At 61.4% G+C, this 26,158-nt stretch carries 23 protein-coding genes; 15 read left to right on the forward strand and 8 right to left on the reverse strand.

From position 1 onward, the window contains the following. The first annotated feature begins 25 nt into the window (after positions 1 to 25). The 4 genes from C7U61_RS12865 to C7U61_RS12880 are packed head-to-tail and all read left to right on the forward strand — an operon-like array spanning position 26 to position 6,267. Entirely contained in the window at positions 26 to 946 is a 921-nt protein-coding gene (locus C7U61_RS12865; protein WP_106998443.1) for a DUF58 domain-containing protein, read from the forward strand. Then, on the forward strand, positions 943 to 3,768 hold the full coding sequence (locus C7U61_RS12870; protein WP_106998444.1) for a DUF4159 domain-containing protein: 2,826 nt from the start codon (positions 943 to 945) through the stop codon (positions 3,766 to 3,768). The genes C7U61_RS12865 and C7U61_RS12870 overlap by 4 nt, the downstream gene beginning before the upstream one ends. Before the next feature lies 1 nt (position 3,769). Beyond that, positions 3,770 to 5,842, forward strand: coding sequence for a hypothetical protein (locus C7U61_RS12875; RefSeq protein ID WP_106998445.1), 2,073 nt, complete (start codon positions 3,770 to 3,772; stop codon positions 5,840 to 5,842). A gap of 2 nt (positions 5,843 to 5,844) precedes the next feature. Further along, positions 5,845 to 6,267, forward strand: coding sequence for a GNAT family N-acetyltransferase (locus C7U61_RS12880; protein WP_106998446.1), 423 nt, complete (start codon positions 5,845 to 5,847; stop codon positions 6,265 to 6,267). Between the two features lie 31 nt (positions 6,268 to 6,298). Here the strand turns inward: C7U61_RS12880 and C7U61_RS12885 are convergent, their stop codons facing one another. Both C7U61_RS12885 and C7U61_RS12890 read right to left on the reverse strand, forming a co-directional pair. Then, on the reverse strand, positions 6,299 to 8,290 hold the full coding sequence (locus tag C7U61_RS12885; RefSeq protein ID WP_106998447.1) for a PhoX family phosphatase: 1,992 nt from the start codon (positions 8,288 to 8,290) through the stop codon (positions 6,299 to 6,301). Between the two features lie 232 nt (positions 8,291 to 8,522). Further along, positions 8,523 to 9,092, reverse strand: coding sequence for an N-acetyltransferase (locus C7U61_RS12890; RefSeq protein WP_106998448.1), 570 nt, complete (start codon positions 9,090 to 9,092; stop codon positions 8,523 to 8,525). Between the two features lie 344 nt (positions 9,093 to 9,436). Here C7U61_RS12890 and C7U61_RS12895 point away from each other — a divergent pair, with 344 nt between their 5' ends. Next, positions 9,437 to 10,426, forward strand: coding sequence for a glutathione S-transferase family protein (locus C7U61_RS12895; protein WP_106998449.1), 990 nt, complete (start codon positions 9,437 to 9,439; stop codon positions 10,424 to 10,426). 15 nt (positions 10,427 to 10,441) lie between these two features. Here the strand turns inward: C7U61_RS12895 and C7U61_RS12900 are convergent, their stop codons facing one another. Beyond that, positions 10,442 to 10,933 carry an NUDIX domain-containing protein gene (locus C7U61_RS12900; RefSeq protein WP_106998450.1) on the reverse strand — a complete coding sequence of 164 codons (492 nt, stop codon included), beginning with the start codon at positions 10,931 to 10,933 and terminating at the stop codon, positions 10,442 to 10,444. A 38-nt stretch (positions 10,934 to 10,971) separates the two neighbouring features. On the opposite strand from C7U61_RS12900, the gene C7U61_RS12905 reads away from it, so the two are divergent. The 5 genes from C7U61_RS12905 (at position 10,972) to C7U61_RS12925 (ending at position 15,918) form a co-directional block, all read left to right on the forward strand. After that, a complete protein-coding gene (locus tag C7U61_RS12905) occupies positions 10,972 to 11,910 on the forward strand; it encodes a metallophosphoesterase (RefSeq protein WP_106998451.1) in 939 nt (312 codons plus the stop codon). A gap of 398 nt (positions 11,911 to 12,308) precedes the next feature. Continuing rightward, a complete protein-coding gene (locus C7U61_RS12910; RefSeq protein WP_106998452.1) occupies positions 12,309 to 12,821 on the forward strand; it encodes an RNA polymerase sigma factor in 513 nt (170 codons plus the stop codon). A 3-nt stretch (positions 12,822 to 12,824) separates the two neighbouring features. Beyond that, positions 12,825 to 13,664: an anti-sigma factor gene (locus tag C7U61_RS12915; protein WP_181315844.1), complete on the forward strand. Its 840-nt coding sequence runs from the start codon at positions 12,825 to 12,827 to the stop codon at positions 13,662 to 13,664. A gap of 11 nt (positions 13,665 to 13,675) precedes the next feature. Then, on the forward strand, positions 13,676 to 13,807 hold the full coding sequence (locus C7U61_RS19730) for a hypothetical protein (RefSeq protein WP_280952772.1): 132 nt from the start codon (positions 13,676 to 13,678) through the stop codon (positions 13,805 to 13,807). Positions 13,808 to 14,073: 266 nt separating this feature from the next. Continuing rightward, the gene (locus C7U61_RS12925) at positions 14,074 to 15,918 is read left to right on the forward strand and encodes an ABC transporter ATP-binding protein (protein ID WP_106998455.1); all 1,845 of its coding nucleotides are present in this window, start codon (positions 14,074 to 14,076) and stop codon (positions 15,916 to 15,918) included. 68 nt (positions 15,919 to 15,986) lie between these two features. Here C7U61_RS12925 and leuA read toward each other — a convergent pair whose 3' ends face one another. Together leuA and C7U61_RS12935 are read right to left on the reverse strand one after the other, a co-directional pair. Then, entirely contained in the window at positions 15,987 to 17,693 is a 1,707-nt protein-coding gene (gene leuA, locus C7U61_RS12930; protein WP_106998456.1) for a 2-isopropylmalate synthase, read from the reverse strand. Between the two features lie 329 nt (positions 17,694 to 18,022). After that, positions 18,023 to 19,207: a benzoate/H(+) symporter BenE family transporter gene (locus tag C7U61_RS12935; RefSeq protein ID WP_106998457.1), complete on the reverse strand. Its 1,185-nt coding sequence runs from the start codon at positions 19,205 to 19,207 to the stop codon at positions 18,023 to 18,025. Positions 19,208 to 19,385: 178 nt separating this feature from the next. Here C7U61_RS12935 and C7U61_RS12940 point away from each other — a divergent pair, with 178 nt between their 5' ends. From C7U61_RS12940 to C7U61_RS12950, 3 genes are read left to right on the forward strand one after another with little or no spacing between them, the layout of a single operon-like run. Next, positions 19,386 to 20,171, forward strand: a complete 786-nt coding sequence (locus tag C7U61_RS12940; RefSeq protein WP_106998458.1) for a DeoR/GlpR family DNA-binding transcription regulator — start codon at positions 19,386 to 19,388, stop codon at positions 20,169 to 20,171. Positions 20,172 to 20,193: 22 nt separating this feature from the next. After that, complete coding sequence (locus C7U61_RS12945; RefSeq protein WP_106999090.1) at positions 20,194 to 21,384, forward strand: MFS transporter; 1,191 nt, start codon at positions 20,194 to 20,196, stop codon at positions 21,382 to 21,384. Next, the gene (locus C7U61_RS12950) at positions 21,350 to 21,733 is read left to right on the forward strand and encodes a VOC family protein (protein ID WP_106998459.1); all 384 of its coding nucleotides are present in this window, start codon (positions 21,350 to 21,352) and stop codon (positions 21,731 to 21,733) included. Before C7U61_RS12945 ends, C7U61_RS12950 begins: the two co-directional genes overlap by 35 nt. Before the next feature lie 196 nt (positions 21,734 to 21,929). On the opposite strand, the gene C7U61_RS12955 is transcribed toward C7U61_RS12950, so the two are convergent. Beyond that, a complete protein-coding gene (locus C7U61_RS12955) occupies positions 21,930 to 22,517 on the reverse strand; it encodes an ATP-dependent Clp protease proteolytic subunit (protein ID WP_106998460.1) in 588 nt (195 codons plus the stop codon). A gap of 232 nt (positions 22,518 to 22,749) precedes the next feature. Between C7U61_RS12955 and C7U61_RS12960 the strand changes: the two genes are divergently transcribed. Beyond that, positions 22,750 to 23,556: a DUF2076 domain-containing protein gene (locus C7U61_RS12960; protein ID WP_106999091.1), complete on the forward strand. Its 807-nt coding sequence runs from the start codon at positions 22,750 to 22,752 to the stop codon at positions 23,554 to 23,556. Between the two features lie 59 nt (positions 23,557 to 23,615). On the opposite strand, the gene queF is transcribed toward C7U61_RS12960, so the two are convergent. Together queF and C7U61_RS12970 are read right to left on the reverse strand one after the other, a co-directional pair. Further along, positions 23,616 to 24,080, reverse strand: coding sequence for a preQ(1) synthase (gene queF, locus C7U61_RS12965; RefSeq protein WP_106998461.1), 465 nt, complete (start codon positions 24,078 to 24,080; stop codon positions 23,616 to 23,618). Between the two features lies 1 nt (position 24,081). Further along, complete coding sequence (locus C7U61_RS12970; RefSeq protein WP_106999092.1) at positions 24,082 to 24,996, reverse strand: cation diffusion facilitator family transporter; 915 nt, start codon at positions 24,994 to 24,996, stop codon at positions 24,082 to 24,084. A 405-nt stretch (positions 24,997 to 25,401) separates the two neighbouring features. On the opposite strand from C7U61_RS12970, the gene bluB reads away from it, so the two are divergent. Further along, positions 25,402 to 26,142, forward strand: a complete 741-nt coding sequence (bluB, locus tag C7U61_RS12975; RefSeq protein ID WP_106998462.1) for a 5,6-dimethylbenzimidazole synthase — start codon at positions 25,402 to 25,404, stop codon at positions 26,140 to 26,142. Positions 26,143 to 26,158: the final 16 nt, after the last annotated feature.

Consider the following 26,158-nt stretch of genomic DNA (forward strand, 5'->3'; position numbering starts at 1 on the left):
GCGGATGTCGAGGAGAGTATAGCGCGTGGCATCCATCGGACAGACCGTCAGACCGACCTCAGGCAACGATGCCCTCTCCCGAGCCCGCAGCCGCGCCGCCCTCGTGCCCGATTGCCTAGTCGAAGCCAAGCGCATCGCCAACACTGTGATTGCCGGATGGCACGGTCGGCGCAAGCGCGGCATCGGCGAGAATTTCTGGCAGTTCCGCCCCTATACCGAAGGCGAAAGCCTGTCGCGCATCGACTGGCGACGTTCGGCCCGAGACGATCATACCTATATCCGCGATCATGAATGGGAAGCCGCCCACACGATCTGGCTCTGGGCGGATCTGTCGCCATCCATGATGTATAAGTCTACCTATGGCCATGTGTCCAAGGAGGGCCGCGCTCTCGTCCTCATGCTGGCGCTGGCGGAAATTCTTTCCCGCTCCGGCGAACGCATCGGCTGCCCTGGCATCATGGAGCCGGTTTCGACTCGCAACGCCGCCGAGCGTCTTGCTGCAGCCCTGATGCATACACCGCTCGAAGGCGGTCTTCCGCAGACATCAATGATCCGCGGCTGGAGCGATATCGTGCTGATCGGCGATTTTCTCGATGATGCCGATAGCGTCATGGGCAGGATCGGGCCGCTGGCCCGTCGTGGTCTGCGGGGCCACGTAATCGAGGTTGCCGACCCCGCCGAAGAACTCTTTCCCTATAGCGGACGCACCGAATTCAGCGATCCCGAAACGGGCTCGAAGCTCATCGCCGGCCGCGCGGAAAACCTGCGCGAGGACTATCAGCGCGCCTATCTCGCACGGCGTGAAAATCTCGGCCAGTCGCTGCGTCAGCTCGGCTGGACCTTCCTCAGTCACCGCACAGATCGGCTGGCTTCCGAAGCCCTGGTGGCCGTGCATATGTATCTCTCAGGCATGCCCGCGAGGGTAGCTTCTGGAGGGCAGCCATGAGCGGCCTCTCCTTCGCATTCGCATCGCCTGCCATCTTGGCAGCGCTCCTTCTGCTCCCTGCGATCTGGTGGCTGCTGCGCCTGACGCCCCCGCAGCCGCGCACCGAAGTCTTCCCGCCGCTTCGCATTCTGGCAAGCATTCTGAAGCGCGAGGAAACGCCGGCGCGCAGCCCATGGTGGCTGACGCTGCTGCGCATGCTGCTTGCCGCCCTGGTCATTCTCGCCATCGCCAATCCGATGTTCAATCCGCGCACCAACACGCTCTCGAGCGGCGGCCCGCTGGTGCTGATGATCGACAATAGCTGGGCGAGCGTCTCCGACTGGGAGCGCCGCGTGCGCACCGCCGACGCGCTGATCGACGACGCCGATGCCAAGGGCATCCCCGTTTCGATCGCCTTCACCGCCGAGCAGAGCAACGATGCAACGCCGGGTGCCGCGACGTCGGCCCGCGACAAGCTGCATGCGATGAACCCAAGACCGCTGGTGCCGGATCGCCAACGCGCTGCCGACGCAGTCAAGGCTGCGCTCAACGGCAGCAAGCCCGGCACCATTGCCTTCATCTCCGATGGCGTCGAGAGCAGGGACAAGGACGATATCGTCAGCCGGCTTGCCGCGCTTCAGCCAAGCGAGCTGCGGCTCATTGAGGGAGACGGTCAAAACATCGTTGCCATTACCGGCGCAGCCAATACCGCCAGCAACATGACCGTCACCGCCACGCGGCTGAACGGCAGTGGCCCGATGCACCTCGGGCTGACGGCGCAGGACAATCAGGGACGGCCGATCGCCGCCGGTTCGCTTGACTTCGCGGGCGGGCAGACGGTTGCAACCGGCTCCATCGCCGCTCCCTTCGAAATGCGCAATGATTTCGCCCGCATCAGCATCGACCGTCAGGCAAGCGCCGGCAGCGTATACCTGCTCGACGACGGCTTTCGCCGCCGCCGTGTGGCGCTCCTCTCCGGCCAGGCCGCCGACGAATTCCAGCCGATCCTGTCGCCGCTCTACTATATCCAGCGCGCCCTTCAGCCCTATGCGGATCTGACTCAGCCCAACAGCGCCGATCTTGCAAAAGCGATCCCCCAGCTGCTTGCGGGCAATCCCTCCGTCATCATCATGGCCGATGTCGGCCGCCTACCGCAGGAAACCTACGCGCCGCTGCAGAAGTGGATCGAAAACGGCGGCACGCTCGTCCGCTTTGCCGGACCACGGCTTGCCGCGGCACCGGCCGACGATCCCTTGGTCCCCGTCACATTGCGGCAGGGCGAGCGCACGTTCGGCGGCGCTCTTTCCTGGGCCGAGCCGCAGCCGCTTGCCGATTTCCCATCGTTCGGCCCCTTTGCCGGCATGCCGAAGCCGAACGATGTCCTGATCAAGCGGCAGGTTCTCGCCGAGCCGACGCCGGATCTGGCCGAGCGCACCTGGGCAAGCCTCGCCGATGGCACACCGCTCGTCACAGAAAAGCAGATGCGGGCCGGCCGCATCGTGCTCTTCCACGTCAGCGCCGAGCCGCAATGGTCCGATCTGCCGATATCAGGCGATTTCGTCGAGATGCTGCGCCGCATCGTCCAACTGTCGCGCGCCGGCGGCGTCGCGCCGGGGCAAGGAGGGGCGTCGAAGGCAAGTGAAGCAATGCCGCCCTACCGGCTCCTGACCGCCAAGGGCGTGTTGACCAGCGAGATCGGCAGCGCCCGCCCGCTGGAACCAAGCAGCAAGGGAACTCCCGTCGCAAGCTTCGACAACCCGCCTGGTCTTTATGGTTCCGAAGAGGGCTTCACCGCACTCAATACCCTGCCGAGCGGCGCAGCGCTCAAACCGCTGGATGCCTCGGCAGCCAGTGCGGTTGCACGCGAGGGCCTGATCGGCGGCGAGGCCTGGTCGGCAAAGCCGATCCTCTTCACTATCGCCTTTCTTATCCTGCTGGCCGACAGCATCATCGTCCTGTTCATGAACGGCGCCCTCCCGCGCTTGGGCAGACCGGCCAAGACGATCGCGGGGGGTGCGGCAATGCTGCTGCTGGCCGCCTCGCTCGCCATGTTCCTTCATCCCACAGGTGCGCTCGCCGACGATTCCAAACCGGGCGACGACACCATCTTTTCGCGGCTGGACAAGACGCATCTTGCCTATGTCGTGACAGGCGAAACGGATGTCGATCACATTTCGGAGCGCGGGCTTGCCGGCCTTTCCGATTATCTCACCTATCGCACGACGCTCGAACCCGGCCCCCCGGTGGGTGTGGATCTTGCAAAGGATGAACTCGCGTTCTATCCGCTGATCTATTGGCCGATTTCCGCGACGGCAGCCATGCCGTCCAATGACGCCATCAATCGCATCGATGCCTATATGCGCAACGGCGGCACCGTGCTCTTCGACACGCGCGATGCCATCGACACGATGGGCGACACGTCGTCGCCGAGCCCGAACGGCCAGAGGCTGCAGCAGATCCTTGCCAATCTCGACATCCCTCCCCTGGAGCCGGTGCCTGCCGGCCATGTGCTGACCAAGTCCTTCTATCTGCTGTCGAGCTTCCCCGGGCGCTATGCGGACAGCCCGCTCTGGGTGGAGGCGCGCCAGGATGCGCGTCGCGACGCGAATGCGGTCGCCACCTCCGACGGGGTGACGCCGATCATGATCACGGGCAATGATTTTGCCGGTGCCTGGGCCGTGGGCGACAATGGTTCGCCGCTGCTGCCAACCGTGCCCCCGGACGAGACCCAGCGCGAATATGCCTACCGCACCGGCGTTAACATCATGATGTACATGCTGACCGGAAACTATAAGTCCGATCAGGTCCACGTTCCCGATATCCTGCAGCGCTTGGGGCAATAATATGAATATCGGTTTTGCCCCCTTCCTCCCCTGGCCCGTGCTTGCCGCTCTGGCGGTGCTGACGCTCGCCATCGCTGCGCTGGCGATCTACAGGCGCCTGCGCGGCGGCTGGATACGCGCCTTGGCGGGCATCGCCCTGCTGGCAGCACTCGCCAATCCCGTGCTCATGCAGGAGGACAGGGATCAGTTGTCGACGATCGTTCCCATCATCGTCGACCGCAGCCTCAGCCAACAGACGCCGGAACGTGCGAAGATGACGGATGAGGCGCTCGCGATGCTCAAGGATCGGCTGGCGCAATTCCCCCGCATCGAGCCGCGCATTGTGGAATTCCGCGATCCGGCGGAATCGGAATCGCCATCGACACGGCTTTTCTCCGCCCTGTCCTCGTCGATCGCCGACGTGCCGCCCGCCCGCATCGGCGGTGCCATCTTCCTGACCGACGGCCAGATCCACGACATTCCCGGCGTCAACCAGCAGCTCGGCTTCGACGCGCCTATCCATGGGCTGATCACCGGCAAGCCGGACGAATTCGATCGCCGCATAGAGATCGTTCGCGCACCCCGCTTCGGCATCGTCAATGACGAGCAACAGCTCGTCTTTCGGGTCGTCGACGACGGCAAGAGCCCCGGCGGCACCGCAGCGGTGACGGTCAAGATGAACGGCGACGAGGTCGCCACGCTGCAGGCCACGCCCGGTCAGGACACGCCCTTCAGCTTCAAGGTGCCGCGCGCCGGCAACAATGTCCTCGAATTCGCAGTCGCCGAAGTGCCTGGCGAAGTCACCGGCATCAACAATCAGACGGTCCAGCTGATCGAAGGCATCCGCCAGAACATGCGCGTTCTCCTCGTTTCGGGTGAACCGCATGCCGGCGAGCGCGCCTGGCGCAACCTTTTGAAATCTGACGCATCGGTCGATCTCGTCCATTTCACCATTCTGCGTCCGCCGGACAAGCAGGACGGTACGCCGATCAACGAATTGTCGCTGATCGCCTTCCCGACGCGCGAGCTTTTCGTCGACAAGATCAATTCTTTCGATCTGATCATCTTCGACCGCTATCAGGACCGCCAGAACGTCCTGCCGACGATCTATTATGATTACATGGCGCAATATGTCGAAAATGGCGGCGCGCTGCTGGTCGCGGCCGGTCCCGAACATGCCGGCGGCAGTTCGATCGCACTGACGCCGCTTGCCTCGGTACTGCCGGCCGAGCCGACGGGCCAGATGATCGAGAAGGCCTTCTACCCGCGCCTGTCGGACCAGGGCAAAAAACATCCCGTGACGCGCGGGCTGGATGGTTCCGAAACCGAGCCGCCGCACTGGGGCCGCTGGTTCCGCAGCGTCGATGTCGAAAGACCTCAAGGCCAGACCGTGATGGTCGGTGCCGACAACAGTCCCTTGCTGGTGCTGAACCGCGTCGGCCAGGGACGTGTCGCCATGCTGCTCTCGGACGAAGGCTGGCTCTGGGCACGCGGTTTCGAAGGCGGCGGCCCGCATGTGTCGCTCTACCGCCGTATTGCCCATTGGCTGCTCAAGGAGCCGGCGCTGGAAGAGGAAGCCCTGACGGCCAATGCCGCCGGGCGCACGCTGCAGGTAACGCGCCAGACGATCGGCAGCGATCCCGGTCCCGCCACGATCAAGACGCCGTCGGGGAAGACGGAGACCCTGCCGCTGAAGCAGACGCAGCCGGGCCTTTATCAGGCGGAGAAACATATGGGCGAGATCGGCCTCTATCAGATCGCCAGCGCCAATCTGTCGACGCTGGTTCATATCGGCGCCATTGACGCCCCGGAATTCAAGGCGATGATTTCCACTACCGAGACGCTTAAACCGCTCGCACAGAAGACCAAGGGTCTCGTCACCCGAGTTGCCGGTGCAAATGGCGGCGTGACGGTGCCGCAGGTTCTGCCGGTGCACGGCGCCGTGCGCGTCGCCGACGGCCAGCGCCTGACTATCCGCATGACCGACGAAACCGTGCTGAAGGGGATCAATAGTCTGCCCCTGTTTGCGGGCTTTGCCGGCCTTGCCGCCCTCCTCTTTGCTTTCTCCGCCACATGGTGGCGCGAAGGACGGTGACGATGAAGATCGATGTGACCGATATGCCATTGGAAAGCGACCTTGCGGCCATCAACGAGGGATTGACGGCTTTCAATACCGCCGATGTCGGCCCGTCCGGCCGGCAATCCCTGGCCGTTCTGATCCGCGACGATACGGGCAGGACCATCGGCGGGATTTCCGGCTACACGGCCTGGGGATGGCTGTTCACGCAATGGCTCTTCGTGCCCGAAAGCCTGCGCGGCCAGGGCATGGCCGGAAAGCTGCTGGAGGCGGCGGAAGCGGAAGCAAGCGCACGAGGCTGCCAAGGCGCCTGGATCGACACCTTCAATCCGCAGGCGCTGAAAGCCTATCAACGGCAGGGCTATGCGATCTTCGGCGAGCTGCCGGACTTTCCCGTCGGGCGCAGCCGCTACTTTCTGCAGAAAAGACTATCGCCCCGCTGATGGAAACCGGGCGATAGTCTGCTGTCAGATGCTATACGGCGATTTTGCCGCCGCCGGTCTTGGTAATGACCACCACCGCCGGCCGGACTGGCATATCGGGCTTGAAATCCGGCCAGCGGGTGGAAAGGTCCTCATAATAGGACGGCCGGCCATGGCCTGACCAGTCATCACCGCCGTCGCCGGGATGCTGTATGGCGACGAAGGCCGTCTGGTCATCGGGAAGGAACAGCGGGCCGCAAAGCTCGGCGCCGACGGGCACGCGGTAGAAAAGTTTCGACGTCGCCCGCGCATTGCCTTCCGTATCGACGGCCCAGAGGCCGTCGGTGCGGCCGGTCGCCTTGTTGCTGTTGCCATCGGTTGCCACCCAGAGGCGGCCGGCAGCATCGATCGAACAGTTGTCCGGCATACCGAACCAGCCGTTCTTCGTCGTGTCCGTCGAAAAGGACGCGCCGATGTCGGCGACGGAAGGATCGCCGCATTTCAGCAGCACTTCCCACTTGCCCGACGTCGCAGAAAACACGCCGTCATCCTCGCTGATCTCGATGATATGGCCAAAGGCATTATCGGCGCGGGGATTGGCGCTGTCGATCTGCTCCGGCTTGCGCTTCGTATTGTTGGTCAGCATGACATAGACCTTGCCGTTCACGGCATTGGGTTCGATGTCTTCCGGCCGGTCCATCTTGGTGGCGCCGAGCAGGTCTGCGGCGCGGCGTGTTTCGATCAGGACGTCGGCCTGGCTGGCAAACCCGTTTTCCGCCGTTAATGGGCCTTGTCCGAAGGTCAGCGGCAGCCATTTCAGCGTACCATCCTCCGAAAACTTGGCGACATAAAGCGTGCCATCGTCGAGCAGATCGAGATTGGCGGCGCGGTCGGTGGCATTGTAGATGCCCGCGGTCACGAACTTGTAGACATAATCGAAACGCTCGTCGTCGCCGAGATAGAGAACGACGCGACCATCCTTAGAGACGATATTGGCTGCCCCTTCATGCTTGACCCGGCCGAGCGCGGTGCGCTTCTTAGGCACCGAGTGCGGATCGAACGCATCGACTTCCACGATCCACCCATAACGGTTCGGTTCGTTCGGCTCCTTGGAAAGATCGAAACGGCCGTGGAAATTCGCCCATTCATAGGCGCCTTCCGGGACGCCAAAACGCTTGTAGTTGGCCGCCTCCTTGTGGCCTTCCGGCAGCTTGCCGGAGAAGTACCCGTGGAAGTTTTCCTCGGCCATGATGTAGGTGCCCCATGGCGTGACGCCGCCGGCACAATTGTTCATCGTGCCGATCACCTTCGTGCCCGTCGCGTCGGCCGAGGTCTTCAGCCGGTCGTGCCCGGCCGCCGGGCCGGTCAACTGCATCTCGGTCGTTGCCGTAATGCGGCGGTTATATTGGCTGTCCGGCATGATCTGCCATTTGCCGTCGACCTTTTTGATCTCGACAATCGTACCGCCATGCGCCGCCATTTCGATGTCGACCTGCGCCTTGCTGAGGGGCGCCTGCTTGATTTTACCGTCAGCGATGGTCACCAAGCCCGGAAACATCAGATGCGGGTTGGTATATTCGTGATTGACGACCAGCAGGCCGTGCTCGGACGAGCCGTTCAGCGGGATATAGCCGACATAATCATTGTTATAGCCGAATTGTCGGCGCTGGGCCTCGGCCGTCTGGTTCCTGGGATCGAAGGCCGGCGAATCGGCAAAGAGCGCATCGCCCCAGCGCAGCAGCACGTTCGCGTCATAACCTTCGGCGACGTGGTGGTCGGCATCGACACCGGCTTCGACTTCCTTGAAGGCGAAAGCCGAACCACCAGCCGCGCGCGCCCTCTCGGCACTTACCAAAGCGAGCGGCCCCACCGTCGCGGCGATCGCGGAAACGGCGAGCGATCCCTGCAGGAAGCCACGCCGGGAAAAGCGGCGTCCGATGATTTCCCCCATCGTCGGATTGTCGGTGCCATTGTGCCCCTCGCCGTCAGCCTCTTCCAGTTGGCTGGTCGGGAATATGTCTTTCTGCGTGAAATTTCCGGTCATTGCTTTACCCCCAAGTTTAGCAACGGTCCTAGCTTAGAACCGGGAAACTCTAGGTTGGCCGTATGACAGGTGGATGAAAAATGCCCGCGGGAGTAGCGCGCACGCGCCGCGCTATCCTTGCCTGTGGAAATCGTAGAGACATGTCGCGCAAATGTGTGCCGCGGTTTTGCGACGACATGCACAAATCAGAACCTGAAACGTAGGAAGCGAAACTGAAAGATCGCGATGCGCTTTAGACTGCGATTGCTCTTAGCGGCAGGTCTTCATCATCATTCTCCTCATCGGAGACAACCGGAATGCCGGCATCGCGCCAGGCGATTGTGCCCTTCAGCCGTGCATGCGTATCGGCGGCGATCGGCACGACGAGAACCCTGTTGGGATCGACCGGCCCAGGAAAGACGAGCGCGTTGTAAGCGACTTTCTCGAAACCGAGCGGACAATAATAGGGCGGATCGCCGATCAGGATGATGGCTTCCGATCCCTTGCGCTGAGCGGCCGTCACCGCAATCCGCACGAGCTCACGGCCGATCCCCTTGTTCTTGTGCGAGGGGCGCACGGCAAGCGGGCCGAGCAGATGTCCCTTGACCGATCCGGCCAGCACCGGCGTCATCCGTACAGAGGCGATCGTCTCGCCATCATCGGCGCAGATGAAGGATAACGAGCGGTCATGCGGCCCCTGCTCGCGAATACGAGCAGCAGCGCGGGTAAACCGCCCCGGACCGAAAGCTTCTTCGTTGATGAGTTCGATAGCAGCGTCGTGCGACGCATCCTCGGTGAGATAGACCAGATCGTGCTTGTACATTAGCCCAGAAAACCAGTAGACGGACAATATTGTTCCCGAAAGCGCTCATCGAGCGTTCAAGATCATCGGCGTCGTCGCAGGCTTCTGGTTACCTTCATGACAAGGGTCCTCAAGGGTGAAGAGCCGGATAGCAGGAAATATTCGGCGCGTCCAATGCAAAATGCATCCTGCCGCTCATTCATGCAGGATGTGCCGGCATCATTGTCTTTTCGAGCTCGGTCCTGCCACCTGAGCCCGCCAGCAGCACCCATGACGCAGTGTTCATCATTTGCCACCTCGAAATCCGGCGTGCATGCCGTATCTGTAGATGTATGGTTTCGGCAGTTTCCCGAAAGGATCGAGCAATGGGCATGTTGGTGGACGGCGTCTGGCATGACGTCTGGTACGATACCACGGAGACGAAAGGGCATTTCAAGCGCGCCGCCTCGCAGTTTCGAAACTGGGTGACAGCGGATGGCAGCGCCGGCCCTACAGGCACCGGCGGCTTCAAGGCAGAGCCCGGCCGTTATCATCTCTACGTGTCGCTCGCCTGCCCCTGGGCGCATCGAACCCTAATCTTCCGCAAGCTGAAGAAGCTGGAAGAGCTGATCTCCGTCTCTATCGTCGATCCGCTGATGCTGAAAAATGGCTGGGAGTTCAAAGGCGCGGACGGCGGCACTGTCGACCATCTCTTCGGCGCGACGAAGCTCTGGGAGGTCTATCTCAAGGCAGATTCGCAATATTCCGGCCGGGTAACCGTTCCTGTTCTATGGGACAAGCACACCGGCACGATCGTCAACAACGAGTCGGCCGAAATCATCCGCATGTTCAACACGGCCTTCGATGACCTGACCGGCTCCAAGACGGATTTCTATCCTGCCGATTTGCAAACCGATATCGATGCACTGAACGAGCTCGTCTACGATACGGTCAACAACGGCGTCTACAAGGCCGGCTTCGCGACGACGCAGGAAGCCTACCAGGAAAACGCATACCGTCTCTTCGAAACCCTCGACATGCTCGACCAGCGGCTGGCGGCGCAGCGTTATCTATTCGGAGACCGCTTGACGGAGGCGGATTGGCGGCTGTTCACGACGCTTATCCGCTTCGACGCCGTCTATGTCGGGCATTTCAAATGCAACATCCGCCGCATCGCCGATTATGCCAATCTTTCGGCCTATCTCCGGGATCTCTACCAGGTTGCCGGCGTTGCGGAGACCGTCAACATCGCGCACATCAAGAATCACTACTATCGCAGCCACAAGACCATCAATCCGACAGGCATCGTACCGATCGGCCCGGAACTGGATTCCGATCGCCCGCATGAGCGTGAGCGGCTGGCAAAGGCGGCCTGATCCAAGCGCCGGAGCCTACCAGTAACTGGAGGGGGCCGATGCACCCTCCAGCTCCTGCAGCCGGCGATAGGTTGCCTTGGTCGTGCCTGGCGGCAGCGCATCGACAGGAAAGAAGCCGCTTTCGACGATCTCGCGGTCCGGCTTGCGCGGCGCGGTCTGAGTGACCTCGACGCGATAGAAGACGACGTGATCGCGCTTGCTGGTGTAATTGTTGAAATAAACATGGAAGAGCTGCGGCTTGCCGGAGATCACCAGATTGCCTTCCTCGCGCAGCTCCTTCTCAAGCGCCTGCTCCACCGTCTCATGGCGCTCGACGCCGCCGCCGGGCATGTGCCAGCCGGCAATATAGGAGTGACGCACCAGGAAAATTCGCCCTTCGCGATCGAAGCAGGCGGCACGCACGCCAAGCGTCATACTGCGGGTCAGCGCGAAATAGACATGCAGCGCACGGCCGAACAAACGCACCGCCAGTCCCTGTCTTTCGTCGCGTCGCTCGTCTTCGCTCATGACCGAACCTCGACAATCCGATGAGGGATGTGTTTGTTTTGATAACAGAGTGGACTATGTCTCATCCCATGTTCAAGCTCGCGCATATTTCCGATGTTCATCTTGGTCCGCTGCCGCGCCTTTCGATCAGAGAACTCGCCTCCAAACGCATTACCGGATTTGTGAACTGGCACCGGAACCGGCGCAAGCATCTTTTTGGCGATACGCTCGATCTCCTTCTTGAGGACATCAAGGCCAGGCAGGCCGATCATCTGGCCGTAACCGGCGATCTCGTCAATCTGGCAAGCGGCATCGAAATTCAGACAGCGGCTGCATGGCTGAAGACGGTCGGCGATCCCCTTCACACATCCGTCGTCCCCGGCAACCACGATGCCTATGTGCCCGGCGCCTACGAAAAGGCGATGCGCGCCTGGTATCCCTATGTCCGCGGCGACGATGCTCCAGCGGAATGGCAGGAGGACAAGCGCATTTTCCCCTATCTGCGTATCCGCGGTCAGGTCGCCCTGGTGGGCTGCTCCACGGCCGTCGCTACCCCCCCCTTTTCCGCGAGCGGTTTCTACTCCTCACGCCAGGCCCGCGAGACGGTGAACATCCTGCGCGCAGCCGAGGATGCCGGGCTCTTTCGTGTGGTCATGATTCATCACCCGCCGATCCGCGGCGCGACCAGCTTCTACAAGCGGATGATCGGCATTCGCCGTTTCGCAGCCGTCATATCCACCGGCGGCGCCGAACTTGTCCTGCATGGCCATACACATCTCAACACCCTGCACTGGCTGCGCGGCCACATGGGTCCGGTTCCGGTCGTCGGGATTGCCTCCGCATCGCAAGGGGTCGGCGGACTGAAGCCGCGCGCTGCCTATAATCTCTTCACCATCGCCGGCCGGCCGGGTGCCTGGGAACTGAAAGCGGAGCGTTATAGCCTCAGCAACAATGGCAGCGGCGTCGACCCTGAAGGCTTCGATATTCTGGCGACATGATGAGCTCTTTGGCGTCGTGGTGCACATCGTTTCGGTAGCGTTTTCTAAGATACGGAGCTACAATCGGGCCATTGGAATCCCGACGGGTGGCGGTGGGTTTTGGAGCCGCTACAAGGAGCACCGCATGCCGGCTTTCTGAGCCCGTATGGACCAGGGCTGCTTCTTGGATGGTTGGGGCCACGCGGGGGACGGGACGGACCGGCACGTTTCCGGACCACTGCGATAAGGATAACGGTCAAACGCGCGGGTGCTTCTGAAGACTTGCGAAACGGCAGAGAAATGGTTCATACCAACACAGGACGATTATTCCGCCCGCATCATCTTCCCAACGGGGAAGACCGTCGATCGCGGAAGCAAATTGCCGATCTAACAACCCCCAACGCCCTCTTGGAACGATCATGCCAACGCCGGTAGCAGCCATCGATATCAGACGCGATCTGGTCGGCCTTCTTCCGAAACTTCGCCGCTTTGCGGTGACGCTGACCGGCGACCTCGCCGAGGCAGACGAGCTTGTTCAAAACGTCTGTCAGCGCGGCATAGCCAAATTCCATCTCTGGAACAGCGGCGGCAAGCTGGAAAGCTGGCTCTACACCATGGCCCGGCACCAATGGGTGGACGAAGCACGGCGCCACAAGCTGCGTCCTGCTGCAAAGAGCAATGCGCTGGAACAGGGCGATCCGGCATCGCAAACCCATTTAAACCCGGTGGAAGCCGGTGAAGCACATCGCCTCGTCACATCTTTGCCAGAAGGACTTGCCAGTGTCTTCCTGCTGGTTGACGTCGAAGGACACAGCTACAAGCAGGCGGCCGACGTTCTCGGCATCCCGTTGTCGGCGGTGACGTCAAGGCTCTCCAGCGCACGCCTTTACCTCGCCTCCCACGGCCATAGCCGCTCGCCTCGAAGGTTTTAAGCATTGCAGGACATGAAGAAAACGCCACTTGAAGTCCGCTTGTCCGCCTTCATGGATGGCGAGATGAGCCGCGAAGAAAAAGAAGAGCTGGAAAAGCTCATTGCCTCCGACGCGGACGCCCGGCGTATTTACGATGAGCTGAAGCACGGCTCCGATGTCGGCCGCAAGGCTTTCGACGAGGTTCTGAAGGAGCCGGTACCGCTGGCGCTCGTCCGCTCCATCAAGAGCACCCAGCCTCCGAAGACCAGGGAGCCCTCTCCGCGCCTCACCCGGCAATCGCTGAAGCTGGCGCCCACGGGCAAGCAATCATTGGCTGCAGCCCTTATCCTGTTCGTCGTCGGCGGCGGCATCGGCTATCTTTTCGGCATGCAGCCAGCGGATGTTCCCGTGGGCGCTCCGCCGACCCCGACACAGCTTATGTTACGCAACTGGCTGGACGATATTGCCGCCTATCATCGCATCTATTCGCGCCAGCCGCAGCATATGGTCGAGCTGCAGGCAAGCCAATTGGACGAGATCGCCAAATGGCTGGCAAGCACGGTCGGCGTCAAATTCAACTTTCCGGATCTCGCTGCCGATGGCCTGGTCTTCCAGGGCGCGCGCATGTCCGTCGCCGCCGGCAAACCAGTCGGCCAGCTGATCTATAAAAATCTCGACGGCGATGTCGTCGCCATCTGTTTTACCAAGACGGATGGTACTGCCGATGACGATTTCAGCGAAACCATAAAGGACGATATCAGTATCGTATCGTGGCACCGCAACGGCGCAACCTATGCGATTGTCGGCCCCTCCTCGAATGCGATGCTCGATCAGATCGCCAATCGCGTATCCTCGGAAATCTGACTTATAGCGAATTGATCGAGCAGGCGGCAGCCTTTTCCGGCGCCGCCGACGAGGAGCGAGCGTCCGAGCGGATAACCGAACAGGAAGAAGAGCTCGAGCGTCTGACGAAGACGCGCGATCTGCTTGCCAACGGCAAGGCTTGAGCAAGATCCATCCTCAAGGATTGGCTTCGGACGACCTCGACGTGAGGCCTGCAAGGGATAGCACCCGCCCATCTATGTCGAACGATCACGATACATTGCAGCTGACATCGGCGCCGATACACGCTATATGGGTTGCAGCGACCAATGAGGAGAGCACTCGGATGAAAAATCACGGCACAGGAAACCACCGCTGAAAGGCAGTGCCGTGAAGGGCTGCTTATCGGCCCGACCATCAGATTGCTATCTTTCGCCCGTGGAGGGCACTCATGTTTCGTCGCTTCGAAGAGCTTGTCGATCCGTTTGAGGATCATGACGAGCCGCAACCATCATCCAAGGCCTGGCGTTATCTCCTAACCAACCTTCGCCCGTTTCGCACAGTCATGGCGGCGAGTCTCGGCCTGACCGTGATCGGCGCCATCATCGAGATCTGGCTCATCGGCTTTTCGAGCCGGCTGGTGGACGATCTCGCCGCCGCCCGACGGGATGATTTCTGGATGTCCGAAGGGTTCGGCCTGCTCGCTGCGGCCGCCCTCGTTCTGATCGGACGACCGCTTGCCGGCTATCTCCGCGAAAGCCTGGATGACATCGCATTCCGGCCGAATGCCGAGACCCTGTTCCGCTGGCGGGCTCATCGTCACGTTCTTCGGCAATCGGTCGGCTGGTTCCGTCAGGATTTTTCCGGGCGTATCGCGAGCCAGGTGCGCGACATCGGCACGGCGGCAACAGGAGCCGCCTATGCCGTGCTGCACACGCTGTCTTTCGTCACGATCTATGTGGCCGGCTCACTCTGGCTGATGGCCACGATCGACCCGCGCCTCATCTGGCCTCTGGCGGTCTGGCTGCTCTGCTATCTCGGACTGATGGCCTATGTCATCCCACGCCTGCAAAAAGCATCTGCGCAATACCAGGGAGCTTATGCCGAGCTGACGGGCATGCTGGTGGACAGCTATGCCAATATCGACCTCATCAAGCTCTTTGCCGATGCGAAGGCGGAGGACGAAGAAGCCCGTCGCCGTTTCTCTCAAACGCGCGAAACATTCGTCCGGGTGCAGAGGTTCGAGGTGCAGGTCAATTCGAGCATGCTGCTCCTCGGCAGCTTCCTCATTGTCGCGCTCGTCGGCTATGCGGTCGTTCTCTGGCAGTCCGGCGGCGCACCACTCGGGCTGATTGCGGCATCCTTAGCGCTGAGCTTCCGCATAACCGGCATGGCCGAATGGATGCTGGATGCAGTGTCCTCGCTCTTTGCTCATCTCGGCGCCATGCGGCAATCGCTGCTGACCGTCTCGCAGCCGCTTGCGATTACCGATGCGTCGGATGCCAAGCCGCTTGCCATCACCAAGGGCGAGATCGTCTTCCGTCAGGTCGCGCATCACTACGGCAAGGGAGATGGCGGACTGGACGGCATTTCGCTTCGAATTGCTGCGGGCCAAAAGGTCGGTCTTGTGGGTCGCTCCGGCACCGGTAAATCGACCCTCGTCAACCTGCTGCTGCGCTTCTTCGATCCGGAAGCCGGCACCATCGAAATCGATGGGCAGGATATCCGGCAGGTGACGCAGGACAGTCTGCGCCGGCAGATTGCCGTGGTCGGCCAGGAGGCATCGCTTCTTCACCGCTCCATTCGCGACAACATCGCCCATGGCAATCCCAGCTTTTCGGAGAATGCAATTCTGGCCGCAGCCGGAAAGGCGGCCGCGAGCCACTTCATCGCGGGCCTGCGGGATCAGGAAGGACGGACCGGCTTCGATGCGCATGCCGGCGAACGTGGCGTCCAGCTTTCCGGCGGCCAGCGGCAGCGCGTCGCGATTGCGCGGGCTATCCTGAAAGACGCCCCGATCCTGGTGCTCGATGAAGCAACCTCCGCACTCGATTCCAAAGTCGAAGCCGAAATCCAGGATACGCTCTACGGCATCATGGAAGACAAGACGGTGATTGCCATCGCACATCGTCTGTCGACCATCGCACGCATGGATCGCATCGTCGTGATCGACCACGGCCGCATCGTCGAGGACGGCACGCATGCGGAGCTGATCGCCCAAAACGGCATTTACGCAACGCTGTGGTCACACCAGTCCGGCGGCTTCATCGAAGACGACGAGCCGGCAGCCGACTGATGTGCAACAAAAGTGGCCCCTTCGAAAACGAGGGGCCTCTCAAATCAGGGCTGCACCAAGCCGGAACCTTATGCCGCCTTGATTGCAAGTACGCGGTTCGCCGCCGATACGATCGCCTCGAGGGATGCAGCGACGATATTGGTGTTGATGCCGGCGCCGAAGAGCTTGCCGCCCGGATAGGAAATCTCGACATAGGAGATTGCCGAAGCGTTGGAGCCATGCTGGAGCGAATGCTCGGAATAATCCTCGACGGACATCGGAATACCGAGATAGATCGAGAGCGCGTTGATGAAGCCGTCGATCGGGCCGTTGCCCCTGCCCTCGATGCGCTTCACCTCGCCATTGTCGGTAATCTCGGCCGCAACGATACGCTGTCCCTTGTGCTCGGGGTCGGCGAAGGTGTGGTGATCGACGAAGCGGAGCCGCGCGTCGGACTGTGTCACATAGCGCTCGATGAAATGCTCGTAGATGCGCCTGGACGGCAATTCCTTGCCTTCTTCGTCGGTGATGCGCTGGATTTCCTCGCGATATTCCACCTGGAGGTTGCGCGGCAGATTCAGCCCGTAATCCTGCTGCATGATATAGGCGATGCCGCCCTTGCCGGATTGTGAGTTGATGCGGATGATCGCCTCATAGGTGCGGCCGACATCCTGCGGATCGATCGGCAGGTAAGGCACTTCCCAGACCGGGTCGTTGGCAACCTTGGCGGCCTTCATGCCCTTGTTGATCGCATCCTGATGCGAACCGGAGAAGGCCGTATAGACGAGCTCGCCGACATAAGGGTGACGCTCGCCGATCGCCATCTGGTTGGAATATTCGTAAACTTCCTTCATCCGCTCGATGTTGGAGCAATCGAGCTCTGGATCGACGCCCTGCGTGAACATGTTCAGCGCCATGGTGACGACATCGACATTGCCTGTGCGCTCGCCATTGCCGAACAGGGTGCCTTCGACCCGGTCGGCGCCGGCCATCAGCGCCAGCTCGGCGGCAGCAATGCCCGTGCCGCGGTCATTGTGCGGATGCAGCGAAATGATCAGGCTTTCTCTGTTATCGAGATTGCGGCACATCCATTCGATCTGGTCGGCATAGATGTTCGGCGTCGCCATTTCGACGGTAGATGGCAGATTGATGATCAGCTTGTTGTCAGGCGTCGGCTTGACGACGTCGATAACGGCGTTACAGATTTCCAAAGCCACGTCCAGCTCGGTGCCGGTAAAGCTCTCCGGCGAATATTCGAAACGGTAGCCGCCGCCGGCCTTTGCCGCCATGTCGGTGATCATCTTGGCCGCATCGACGGCGATCTGCTTGATGCCCTGGACGTCCTTGGCAAACACCACGCGGCGCTGCAATTCGCTGGTCGAATTGTAGAAATGCACGATCGGCTTGTTGGCGCCTTCCAGCGCCTCGAAGGTGCGCGTGATCAGTTCCGGGCGGCACTGGACGAGAACCTGCAGCGATACATCGGCAGGCACATTGCCCTGCTCGATGCACCAGCGGGCAAAATCGAAGTCGGTCTGGGAAGCCGAAGGGAAACCGATCTCGATTTCCTTGAAGCCCATGTCCAGCAGCAGTTGGAACATGCGCGCCTTGCGGTCATGGCCCATCGGATCGACGAGTGCCTGATTGCCGTCGCGCAGGTCGACCGAGCACCAGATCGGCGCCTTTGTGATGGTCTTGGACGGCCAGGTCCGGTCCGGAATATTGATCTGGGGATAGGCGCGGTATTTCACCGCAGCTTCGGGCATGCCTTTGGGGGAATGGCTGTTCGCGTCCATGGTTTCGTCTCTTCCTTTCCCGTCATTTTATCCCGCGTCTTAGCCGATCGGATGCGGCTTGGCGATGATAAATGCGGACCCGTTTGCGGGTAAGCTGTCGATTTTAGGGTAAGTCGCGAGGAGCGATGGCCAGCGGGCTTTTCGGCCGCCGGGCGCTCCTCAAAGGACCCGGCAACCGCGCGTAAGGCCGAGGAGGAGAAGCGAAGTAAGGGCGCGCGTGTTGTCACGCAGGGCAACGCGCCCACGTGCAATCTGTTCGGAAATCTTTGCGCCATTCAGCTTCATGGCCGCGCTTATAGCCGCCGGATCAAAAAGAAGCAAGCCCTCGCCTACTTCTTCAGCATCTGCACGCCGCGCGACAGGGCCAGCATCAGCCCGCCGGCGATCAGGCCCCAGAAGGCGCCTGAAATCCCGCCGAAGGAAACGCCCGATGCCGTCACCAGGAAGGTAATAGCGGCCGCCTCGCGCAATTCCGGCTGCTGGAAGGCATTCAAGGCCGAGTTGGAAAGCGCGCCGACGAGCGCCAGGCCGGCGACCGCCTCGATGAGAATCGGCGGCGCCAGCGCCACGAAAGCCGTGACCGCACTCGCCAGCAAGCCGAAGACGATATAGCCGGCGCCGGCGACGATCGCCGCCCAGTAGCGCCGCTTGGGATCGGCATGCGCATCCTGTCCGGCGCACATGGCAGCGGTAATGGCCGCAAGATTGACGGCATGGCCGCCGAAGGGAGCGGCGAGAAGCGAGAACACGCCGGTCACGGCAAACAGCGGACCAGGCTTCGGATCGTAATCATGCACCTTCAACACGGCGATGCCGGGAATGTTCTGCGACGCCATCGTCACGATGAACAGGGGCAGCGCGATGGAGACGATGCCGGCAAGCGTGAAGACCGGCTTCACGAATTCGACCGCCGGCAACAGCGAATGTTCGAGCGACGCAAAGGCGCCATCAGGTATCTTCACGCCGAAGGCCAATACCAGCGCAAAAGCGGCAAGTGCTGCCGGGACGGCCCAAAGCCGCTTGAATGCGCCGACCACGATCCAGGCAAGCATGATCGGCAGGCCGAAGGCAGGATTGAAGGCGATCGCCTTCACCGGCGCGAAGCAGAGGCCGAGCAGAACGCCGGCCAGCATCGCATTGGCGAGCGGCGCCGGGATGGAGGCGACCGCCCGCCCAAAAGGCCGGAAAAGCCCGGCAATGACGATCAATATGCCGCAAATGAAGAACGCACCGACAGCCGCCGGGAAGCCGCCCTCGATCGCTCCGGCGCTCGCCAGCAGCGCGGCACCTGGCGTCGACCAGGCGATGCTGATCGGGAGCCTTGTCGCGACGCTGAGCACGATCGCGCAGAGGCCCATCGCAACGGAAAGCGCCGTCAGGCCGGAGGCAGCCTCTGCATCCGAAGCGCCCACCACCTGCAGGCCGTGGAAGACGACCGCGAAGGAACTGGCAAAGCCGACGAAGGCGGTCAGGCATCCCATGAACAGGCTTTGAACGGAGAAATCTTTGAGCATGGCGGCAGAGACTCGGAGGGCGATGATCGATTGAAGTCGAATGGAGCATCACAAGCATCGGAGGTGCAAGTGCAGTTTTCGCGCAAAATGACGGTGTCACTAAGCAAATCGGTCGCGGAGCATATCGTGCATAAACGTGCATATTGACTCTCTGATTTATGCACGCTAATTCAAGTTTATGAGCAATTCACTTCCATTGTCCCGCCGGGACGTCATCGAAGCGCGGCTTGCGGAAGGGCGGCAGATCGTCGCCGCATCCTTGGCGGCCGAGTTCAACGTGTCCGAGGATGCCGTGCGCCGCGATCTGCGGGCGCTTGCCGCGGAGGGCAAATGCCGCCGCGTCTATGGCGGCGCGCTCCCCCTGCTGACACCATCGCAGCCGATGGCCGCACGCGTCGGGCAGGATTCCGGCCGTAAGAGAGCCTTGGCCAAAGCCGCCGCTGCGATGATCGAGCCGGGCGAATTCCTCTTTTTCGACAGCGGCAGCACCAATCTCGCGATGATCGATCTCCTGCCCAAAAACCTGGAGGCGACGATCGCGACGAACTCCATCGACATCGCCAGTGCTGTCATGAAACGCGGCGATATCCCGCTCGTCCTGATCGGTGGTACGGTCGATCCTACCGTCGGCGGCAGCGTCGATGCCTCGGCTGTTGCAGCCATCGAAGCCATGAACATCGACCGCTGTTTTCTGGGTGTCTGCGCCGTTTCGGCAAGAAACGGCATCAGCGTGTACGAACATGCCGATGCCATCTTCAAGCGGACGTTGCTCAAGAAAAGCGCAGCGCGCATCGCATTGATTACTTCGGAGAAATTTCACGAACGCGCGCCGCACCGCATCGGCGGCGCTGGCGATATCGATTGGCTTGTTGTCGAGGATGACTTGCCCGCCGCAGACGAAAAGGCGGCGGCCGACGCCGGCTTCTCGCTCGTGAAGGCACGCGACATCAGCTCTTCCTCCTGATTTCGAAAGACAAGGAATGACCATGCAATCCACAGATCGGCCGGAAACCCGGCTGGCAACACGACTTGCCTTTCTGGTCGGAGGCTTTGCTCTCGCCTGCTGGGCTCCCCTCGTCCCCTTCGCCAAGGCTCGCCTCGGCGTCGATGATGGCGTGCTGGGCATGCTGCTGCTCTGCCTCGGCCTCGGCTCGGTGGCGGCAATGCTTGCGACCGGCATATTGAGCGCGCGATATGGCAGCAAGCCGATCATCATCGCGGGCGGCCTCGGCCTGGCACTTCTCTTGCCGACTTTGGCCGTAGCCAGCACGCCATTTACCCTCGGCCTTGCGCTGGCAGCCTTCGGCGCCTGTCTTGGATCGCTGGACGTCGCCATGAACATTCACGCCGTCGAAGTGGAGAAAGGCGCGGATCGGCCATTGATGTCCGGCTTCCATGCCCTGTTCAGCATAGGCGGCTTCATCGGCTCCCTGCACGTCACCCTGCTCCTGTCCGTGAAGGCCGGTCCTCTTGCCGCCACGCTTCTAAGCTCGGCGGTCATGGTAATCGCCATGATCGTCGCATGGCCACGGCTGCTGCGGACAGTGCAATCGGAGGACGCACCGCTCTTCGTCATGCCGCGCGGCTTCGTGCTGCTGCTCGCGGCTCTTGCGGCGATCACCTTCCTTGTCGAAGGCGCCATCCTCGACTGGAGCGCTCTGCTCCTCACCACGCAGGGCCGGGTCGATGCAAGCCATGGCGGCCTCGGCTACATGCTGTTTGCAATCGCGATGACGGCTGGACGCTTGAGCGGCGATGCCATTGCCGCGAGGGTCGGTGACAGGGCGATCATGCTTTGGGGTGGCGTAGTTGCAGTGATCGGCTTTGCCGTCCTCCTTGTCAGCCCGATTTCGATCGTTGCGATGGGTGGTTTCCTGCTGATCGGCCTTGGCGCCTCCAACATCGTCCCGGTGCTGTTCCGCAAGGGGGGTTCGCAGAAGGTCATGCCGGCAGGCCTGGCCGTCGCGGCGATCACGATGACCGGATATGCCGGCGTGCTTGTCGGCCCGGCCGGCGTCGGTTTTGCGGCGGATCATCTCGGCCTGCCCGGCGCCTTCTGGATGCTCACTCTATTGCTCTGCGTCGCACCTCTCTGCGCGGGCATCGTCACCCGCAATCACGAACAGGAACAGGGAGAGGCAAATGCGGATCGCTCATACCGCTCTATGGACGCATGATCTCGATGCCGCCGTCGATTTCTGGAAGATCTATTTCGGCGCGACCGTCGGCGAACCCTATCGAAGCCAGCGGCGGCCTGGATTCGTCTCTCGCTTCATTTCCTTGCCTGGAAGCGACGACCGGATCGAACTGATGACCGGCCCCTGGCTTCCCCGCGATTCGCAAAGTGAACGCGTGGGCTGGGATCACATTGCCATATCGCTCGGCAGCAAAGCTGCCGTCGATGCGCTGGCCGAACAATGCAGGGCGGATGATTGCCTGAAATCCGCACCGCGCACCACCGGCGACGGCTTCTATGAGGCCGTCATCACCATGCCGGACGGAACGCCGGTGGAGATTACCAGATAGGAGCGCACCCGGCCTGCAATCTGCGCTTTCGAGCTCGCCGCTCCCGGAACGTTGCAACCTCCCGAGTGGCGACGGCTGGCGGCGGAGATTTCCGCCGCCAGCTTTTGGCTTTCGATTAAAGCTGAGCCATCGCAAAACGCCCCCGCTTGCCTTCCGGCAGACGAGGGCGCTCAATTCCATCGGAAAACCTGCTAGATCAGATTTCCGCCTGCGAGGTGACGATGCGCGAGACCAGGCCATAGGCCTTGGCTTCCTCCGCGGAGAGCCAATAGTCGCGATCCGTATCCTTGGCGATGCGCTCGACCGGCTGACCGGTGGCTTCCGAGAAGATCTTGTTCAGGCGCTCGTTCATCTTGATGATTTCACGTGCCTGGATTTCGATGTCCGAGGCCATACCGCGCGTGCCGCCGGACGGTTGGTGCAGCAGGAAGCGCGTGTTCGGCAGGCAAATGCGGCGCTCCTTGGGAGCGGAGACATAGATCAGCGCTCCGGCGGAAGCGACCCAGCCCGTGCCGATCATCCAGACCTTCGGCTTGATGAACTTGATCATGTCATGGATGGAATCGCCGGACTCGACGTGGCCGCCGGGCGAGTTCACATAGATGCGGATGTCGTCGTCGCCGGCGGCGGAAAGCGCCACGAGCTGCGAGCAGACCTTCTGCGCCAGTTCCTGCGTGATGCTGCCATAGATGAAGATCGAACGCGACTTGAAAAGATTCGCCTCCGCGTCCTTGCCCAAGGGCTGCTCGGTCTTCTTGTCTTCCTGTTCGTCTTCGTCGTTCATTCAACTCTCCAGCATGATGCGTCGTTCACCGCACATAGTGCGACTCAATGCGTAAAACAATGCCGGAAAAAGACAAGGCGGGAATAGCGGCTGACAACATGGTGTTATGGTTGCGGGTTACCGAAATGTAACTTGAATGGCTTTGAAAAGCCGAGATTGGATCCTACGTCAGGTGAGCGTGGTCAAGAATCGCGCCCCGAATTTACAGCAACAGATCGCCAAGGAGGCCATCATGTCGCCTGAAGAACGTCAATTGCTTGCCTCTCTCTTCGATCGCGTGCGCGGTGCCGCCAGCACGCAGCGCGACGCCGATGCGGAGGCCTTCATCAATCAGTCGGTCCGCGACCAGCCCTATGCGCCCTATTACTTGGCGCAGGCCGTCATCATGCAGGAACAGGGCATGAAGGCGGCTGCCGATCGCATCCAGCAGCTCGAAGCTCGTGTACACGAGCTCGAGCAGCAGGGCGCCGATAATCACCAGCAGGGCCAGAGCGGCGGTTTCCTGGGCGGGATCGGCTCGCTCTTTGGCGGCGGCCAGCAACGCGCCGTAGCTCCACAGAGCGGCAATCCGCAGCAGCAGGGCCGTCTTTATGACGATTATGCTCGCAATGCGCCTCAGCCCGGCCCGTGGGCCAGCCAGCCGCAACCACAGCCGTCCGGCCCGTGGAGCCAGCAGGCCGCGGCACCTTCGGCCGGCGGCAGTTTTCTGCGCGGCGCCCTTGGCACGGCGGCCGGCGTGGCCGGCGGCGTGATGCTGGCGGAATCGCTCTCCAGCCTCTTCAGCCCGCATCTGGGCGGCACAGGCGGCGGCCTCTTCGGCGGCGGCGCCGGTAGCGGTCTCTTCGGAGGCACGGCCAATGCAGCCGAACAGCCCGTTCAGGAAACGATCATCAACAACAACTATTTCGGCAATGACGATAATAGCGATCAGAATGATCAGAGCGCGGCCGATTACGCCCAGGACGCGGCCCAAGACGCTCAGGACGATGATTATGACGGCTCGTCCTATGACGATGGCGATGACAACTCGTTCGCCTAAGTCCGGCCCATCGCCGATCTAATAGAAAAGCCGCCATCTCCGGATGACGGCTTTTTCATTCAGCCTCGGCCGCGATAGGGCTGGACGCCCTGGTCCGGCAGCCAGACGCCCTCCGGGGGCTTGCCGGTCTGCCAGAAGACGTCGATTGGAATGCCGCCGCGTGGATACCAATAGGCGCCGATGCGCAGCCACTTCGGCTGCAGCAGATCCACCAGGCGCTTGGCGATATAGATCGAGCAATCCTCGTGGAACGCGCCGTGATTGCGGAAGGAATGCAGAAAGAGCTTCAGCGACTTCGATTCGACAAGCCATTCGTCCGGAATGTAGTCGATGACGATATGGGCGAAATCCGGCTGTCCTGTCATCGGGCAGAGCGAGGTGAATTCGGGCGCGGTGAAGCGCACGACATAATCGGTGCGGGCATGGCCGGACGGCACCTTTTCCAGAACGGCTTCTTCCGGATTGCTGGCGGTCTCCGTCTGGTTGCCGAGCATCGACAGGCCGGACACATCGGTCTTTGGCATCTCAGGTCTCCTTGATCACTTTGACGCGGATACCATGGGCCTTCTCGCCCTCCGGCTCCACATGAATGGTTATTTCGGCGCCCGCATGGATCGTCCGTATGGCATCTTCAAGGCGGTCGCAGATTCGATGAGCCTCACGCACCGGCATGGCGGCGGGCACGACCATATGGAAATCGACGAAGGTCACAGCCCCTGCCCTGCGGGTTTTGAGATCGTGCACGCCGAGCGAGCCCTCGGCATTCCCTGCGATCGCATTCTTGATGACAGCCTCCTCATCGGGCAGCACGGCCTTATCCATCAGTCCATCGATCGAACTGGAGATGACCTTCCAGCCCTGATAGAGAATGTTGATCGCAACGAGAATGGCAAGCACGGGGTCGAAGATCGGATGGCCGGTGCCAAGCGCCAGCAACAGACCGATGAGCACGCCAATCGAAGTATAGACATCCGACATGATGTGCTGGCCATCCGCCGTCAATGCCGGCGAGCGGTGCGTCTTTCCGGCCCGGATCAGGGTCAGTGCCCAGATACAGTTGATGACTCCCGCGACAAAGTTGATGGCGAGACCGAGCACCGGCGCCTGCATGGGCTGCGGATTGGCGAGATGGCCGACCGCCTCCTGCACGATCATCAGCGCTGCCACGACGATCATCACCCCTTCGGTAACGGCGGAAAGATATTCCGCCTTGTGGTGCCCGAAGGGATGATCATGATCGGCCGGCTTCTGCGCGTAACGGATGACAAAGAAGGCGATGAAGGCGGCGACGACGTTGACCAGCGATTCCAGTCCATCGGACAGAAGCGCCACCGAGCCCGTCAGCCACCAGGCGAGCATCTTCAGCCCCATGACGCCGAGCGACAGCGGAATGCCCCAAAGGGCAAGCCGCTTGATCGTATCGTTTCCCTGTCCGCTCATGCCCTTCTCCGATGTCGTCCACGCCTGCTCATGCGAATGATTTGCAAGAAAGGCGTCGTTGAAATGCAAAACCGCCCGCGCGAATTTCGCGCAGGCGGTTCATTGACGCTCATATGGATCAGGACGCCGAGTTTGTCAAAGGAGGCCGCCGCTTTCGCATGACAATTCATCCCTGCCCGCGGATGGAAAGAAACGCAATTTCCGCAGCCCATGCGCAAAACATGAGGAAGACTTTGCGCAGATCGCCGTTCCGCGACAATTGGAAGCCGATCATACGCTCGCCTGTGAAAATTTGTGCTGCTAGTTTGGCACGCTATCCCGCACTAAGCTGTGCTTCAGCCTGGTGTGCAAGGGTCGCGATATTGGCCGACGTGCCGGCGTCTCTTTTAGAAATCATGGTTGAATATGCCCGCTCTTGAAAAACCTGCCCATGCTGCCCTCTCCACCGCCGACGTCCCTCCGGGCGCATCGGATCATCTCGTCGCAGCTGGCGCATTTTCGAAAGCGGAACGTGACGCCGTCTATCGCGCCATCGAAACCCGCCGCGACGTCCGCGACCAGTTCCGCTCCGATCCCCTGCCAGACGATCTCGTCAGGCGTTTGCTCGAAGCAGCCCATTCGGCGCCGTCGGTGGGTTTCATGCAGCCATGGAACTTCATCCTGGTCCGCCAGCCACAGATGCGCGAGCGCGCATGGCAGGCCTTCCATCAGGCCAATGAGGAAGCCTGCGCGATGTTCGAAGGCGACCGCCGCGCGCAGTATCAGCGGCTGAAGCTGGAGGGCATCCGCAAGGCGCCCCTCAGTATTTGCATCACCTGCGACACCAAGCGCGGCGGCCCGGTCGTGCTCGGCCGCACCCATAATCCGGATACCGATGTCTACTCGACCGTCTGCGCCGTGCAGAACCTCTGGCTTGCCGCAAGGGCGGAAGGCGTCGGCGTCGGTTGGGTCAGCATCTTCCACGAGAATGCCATCAAGACAATCCTCGGCATACCCGAGCACGTCAAGATCGTCGCATGGCTCTGCGTCGGCTATGTCGACGAGCTCTACGACATGCCGGAACTCGCCGTGAAGGGATGGCGCGACCGCCTGCCGCTCGACAAGCTCGTCTTCGAGGAAGGCTGGCAGGATTGCGAGGACATGTGAGGGCTAGCCTACCGGC

Source organism: Rhizobium sp. JAB6 (assembly GCF_003024605.1).
GTDB lineage: Bacteria > Pseudomonadota > Alphaproteobacteria > Rhizobiales > Rhizobiaceae > Rhizobium.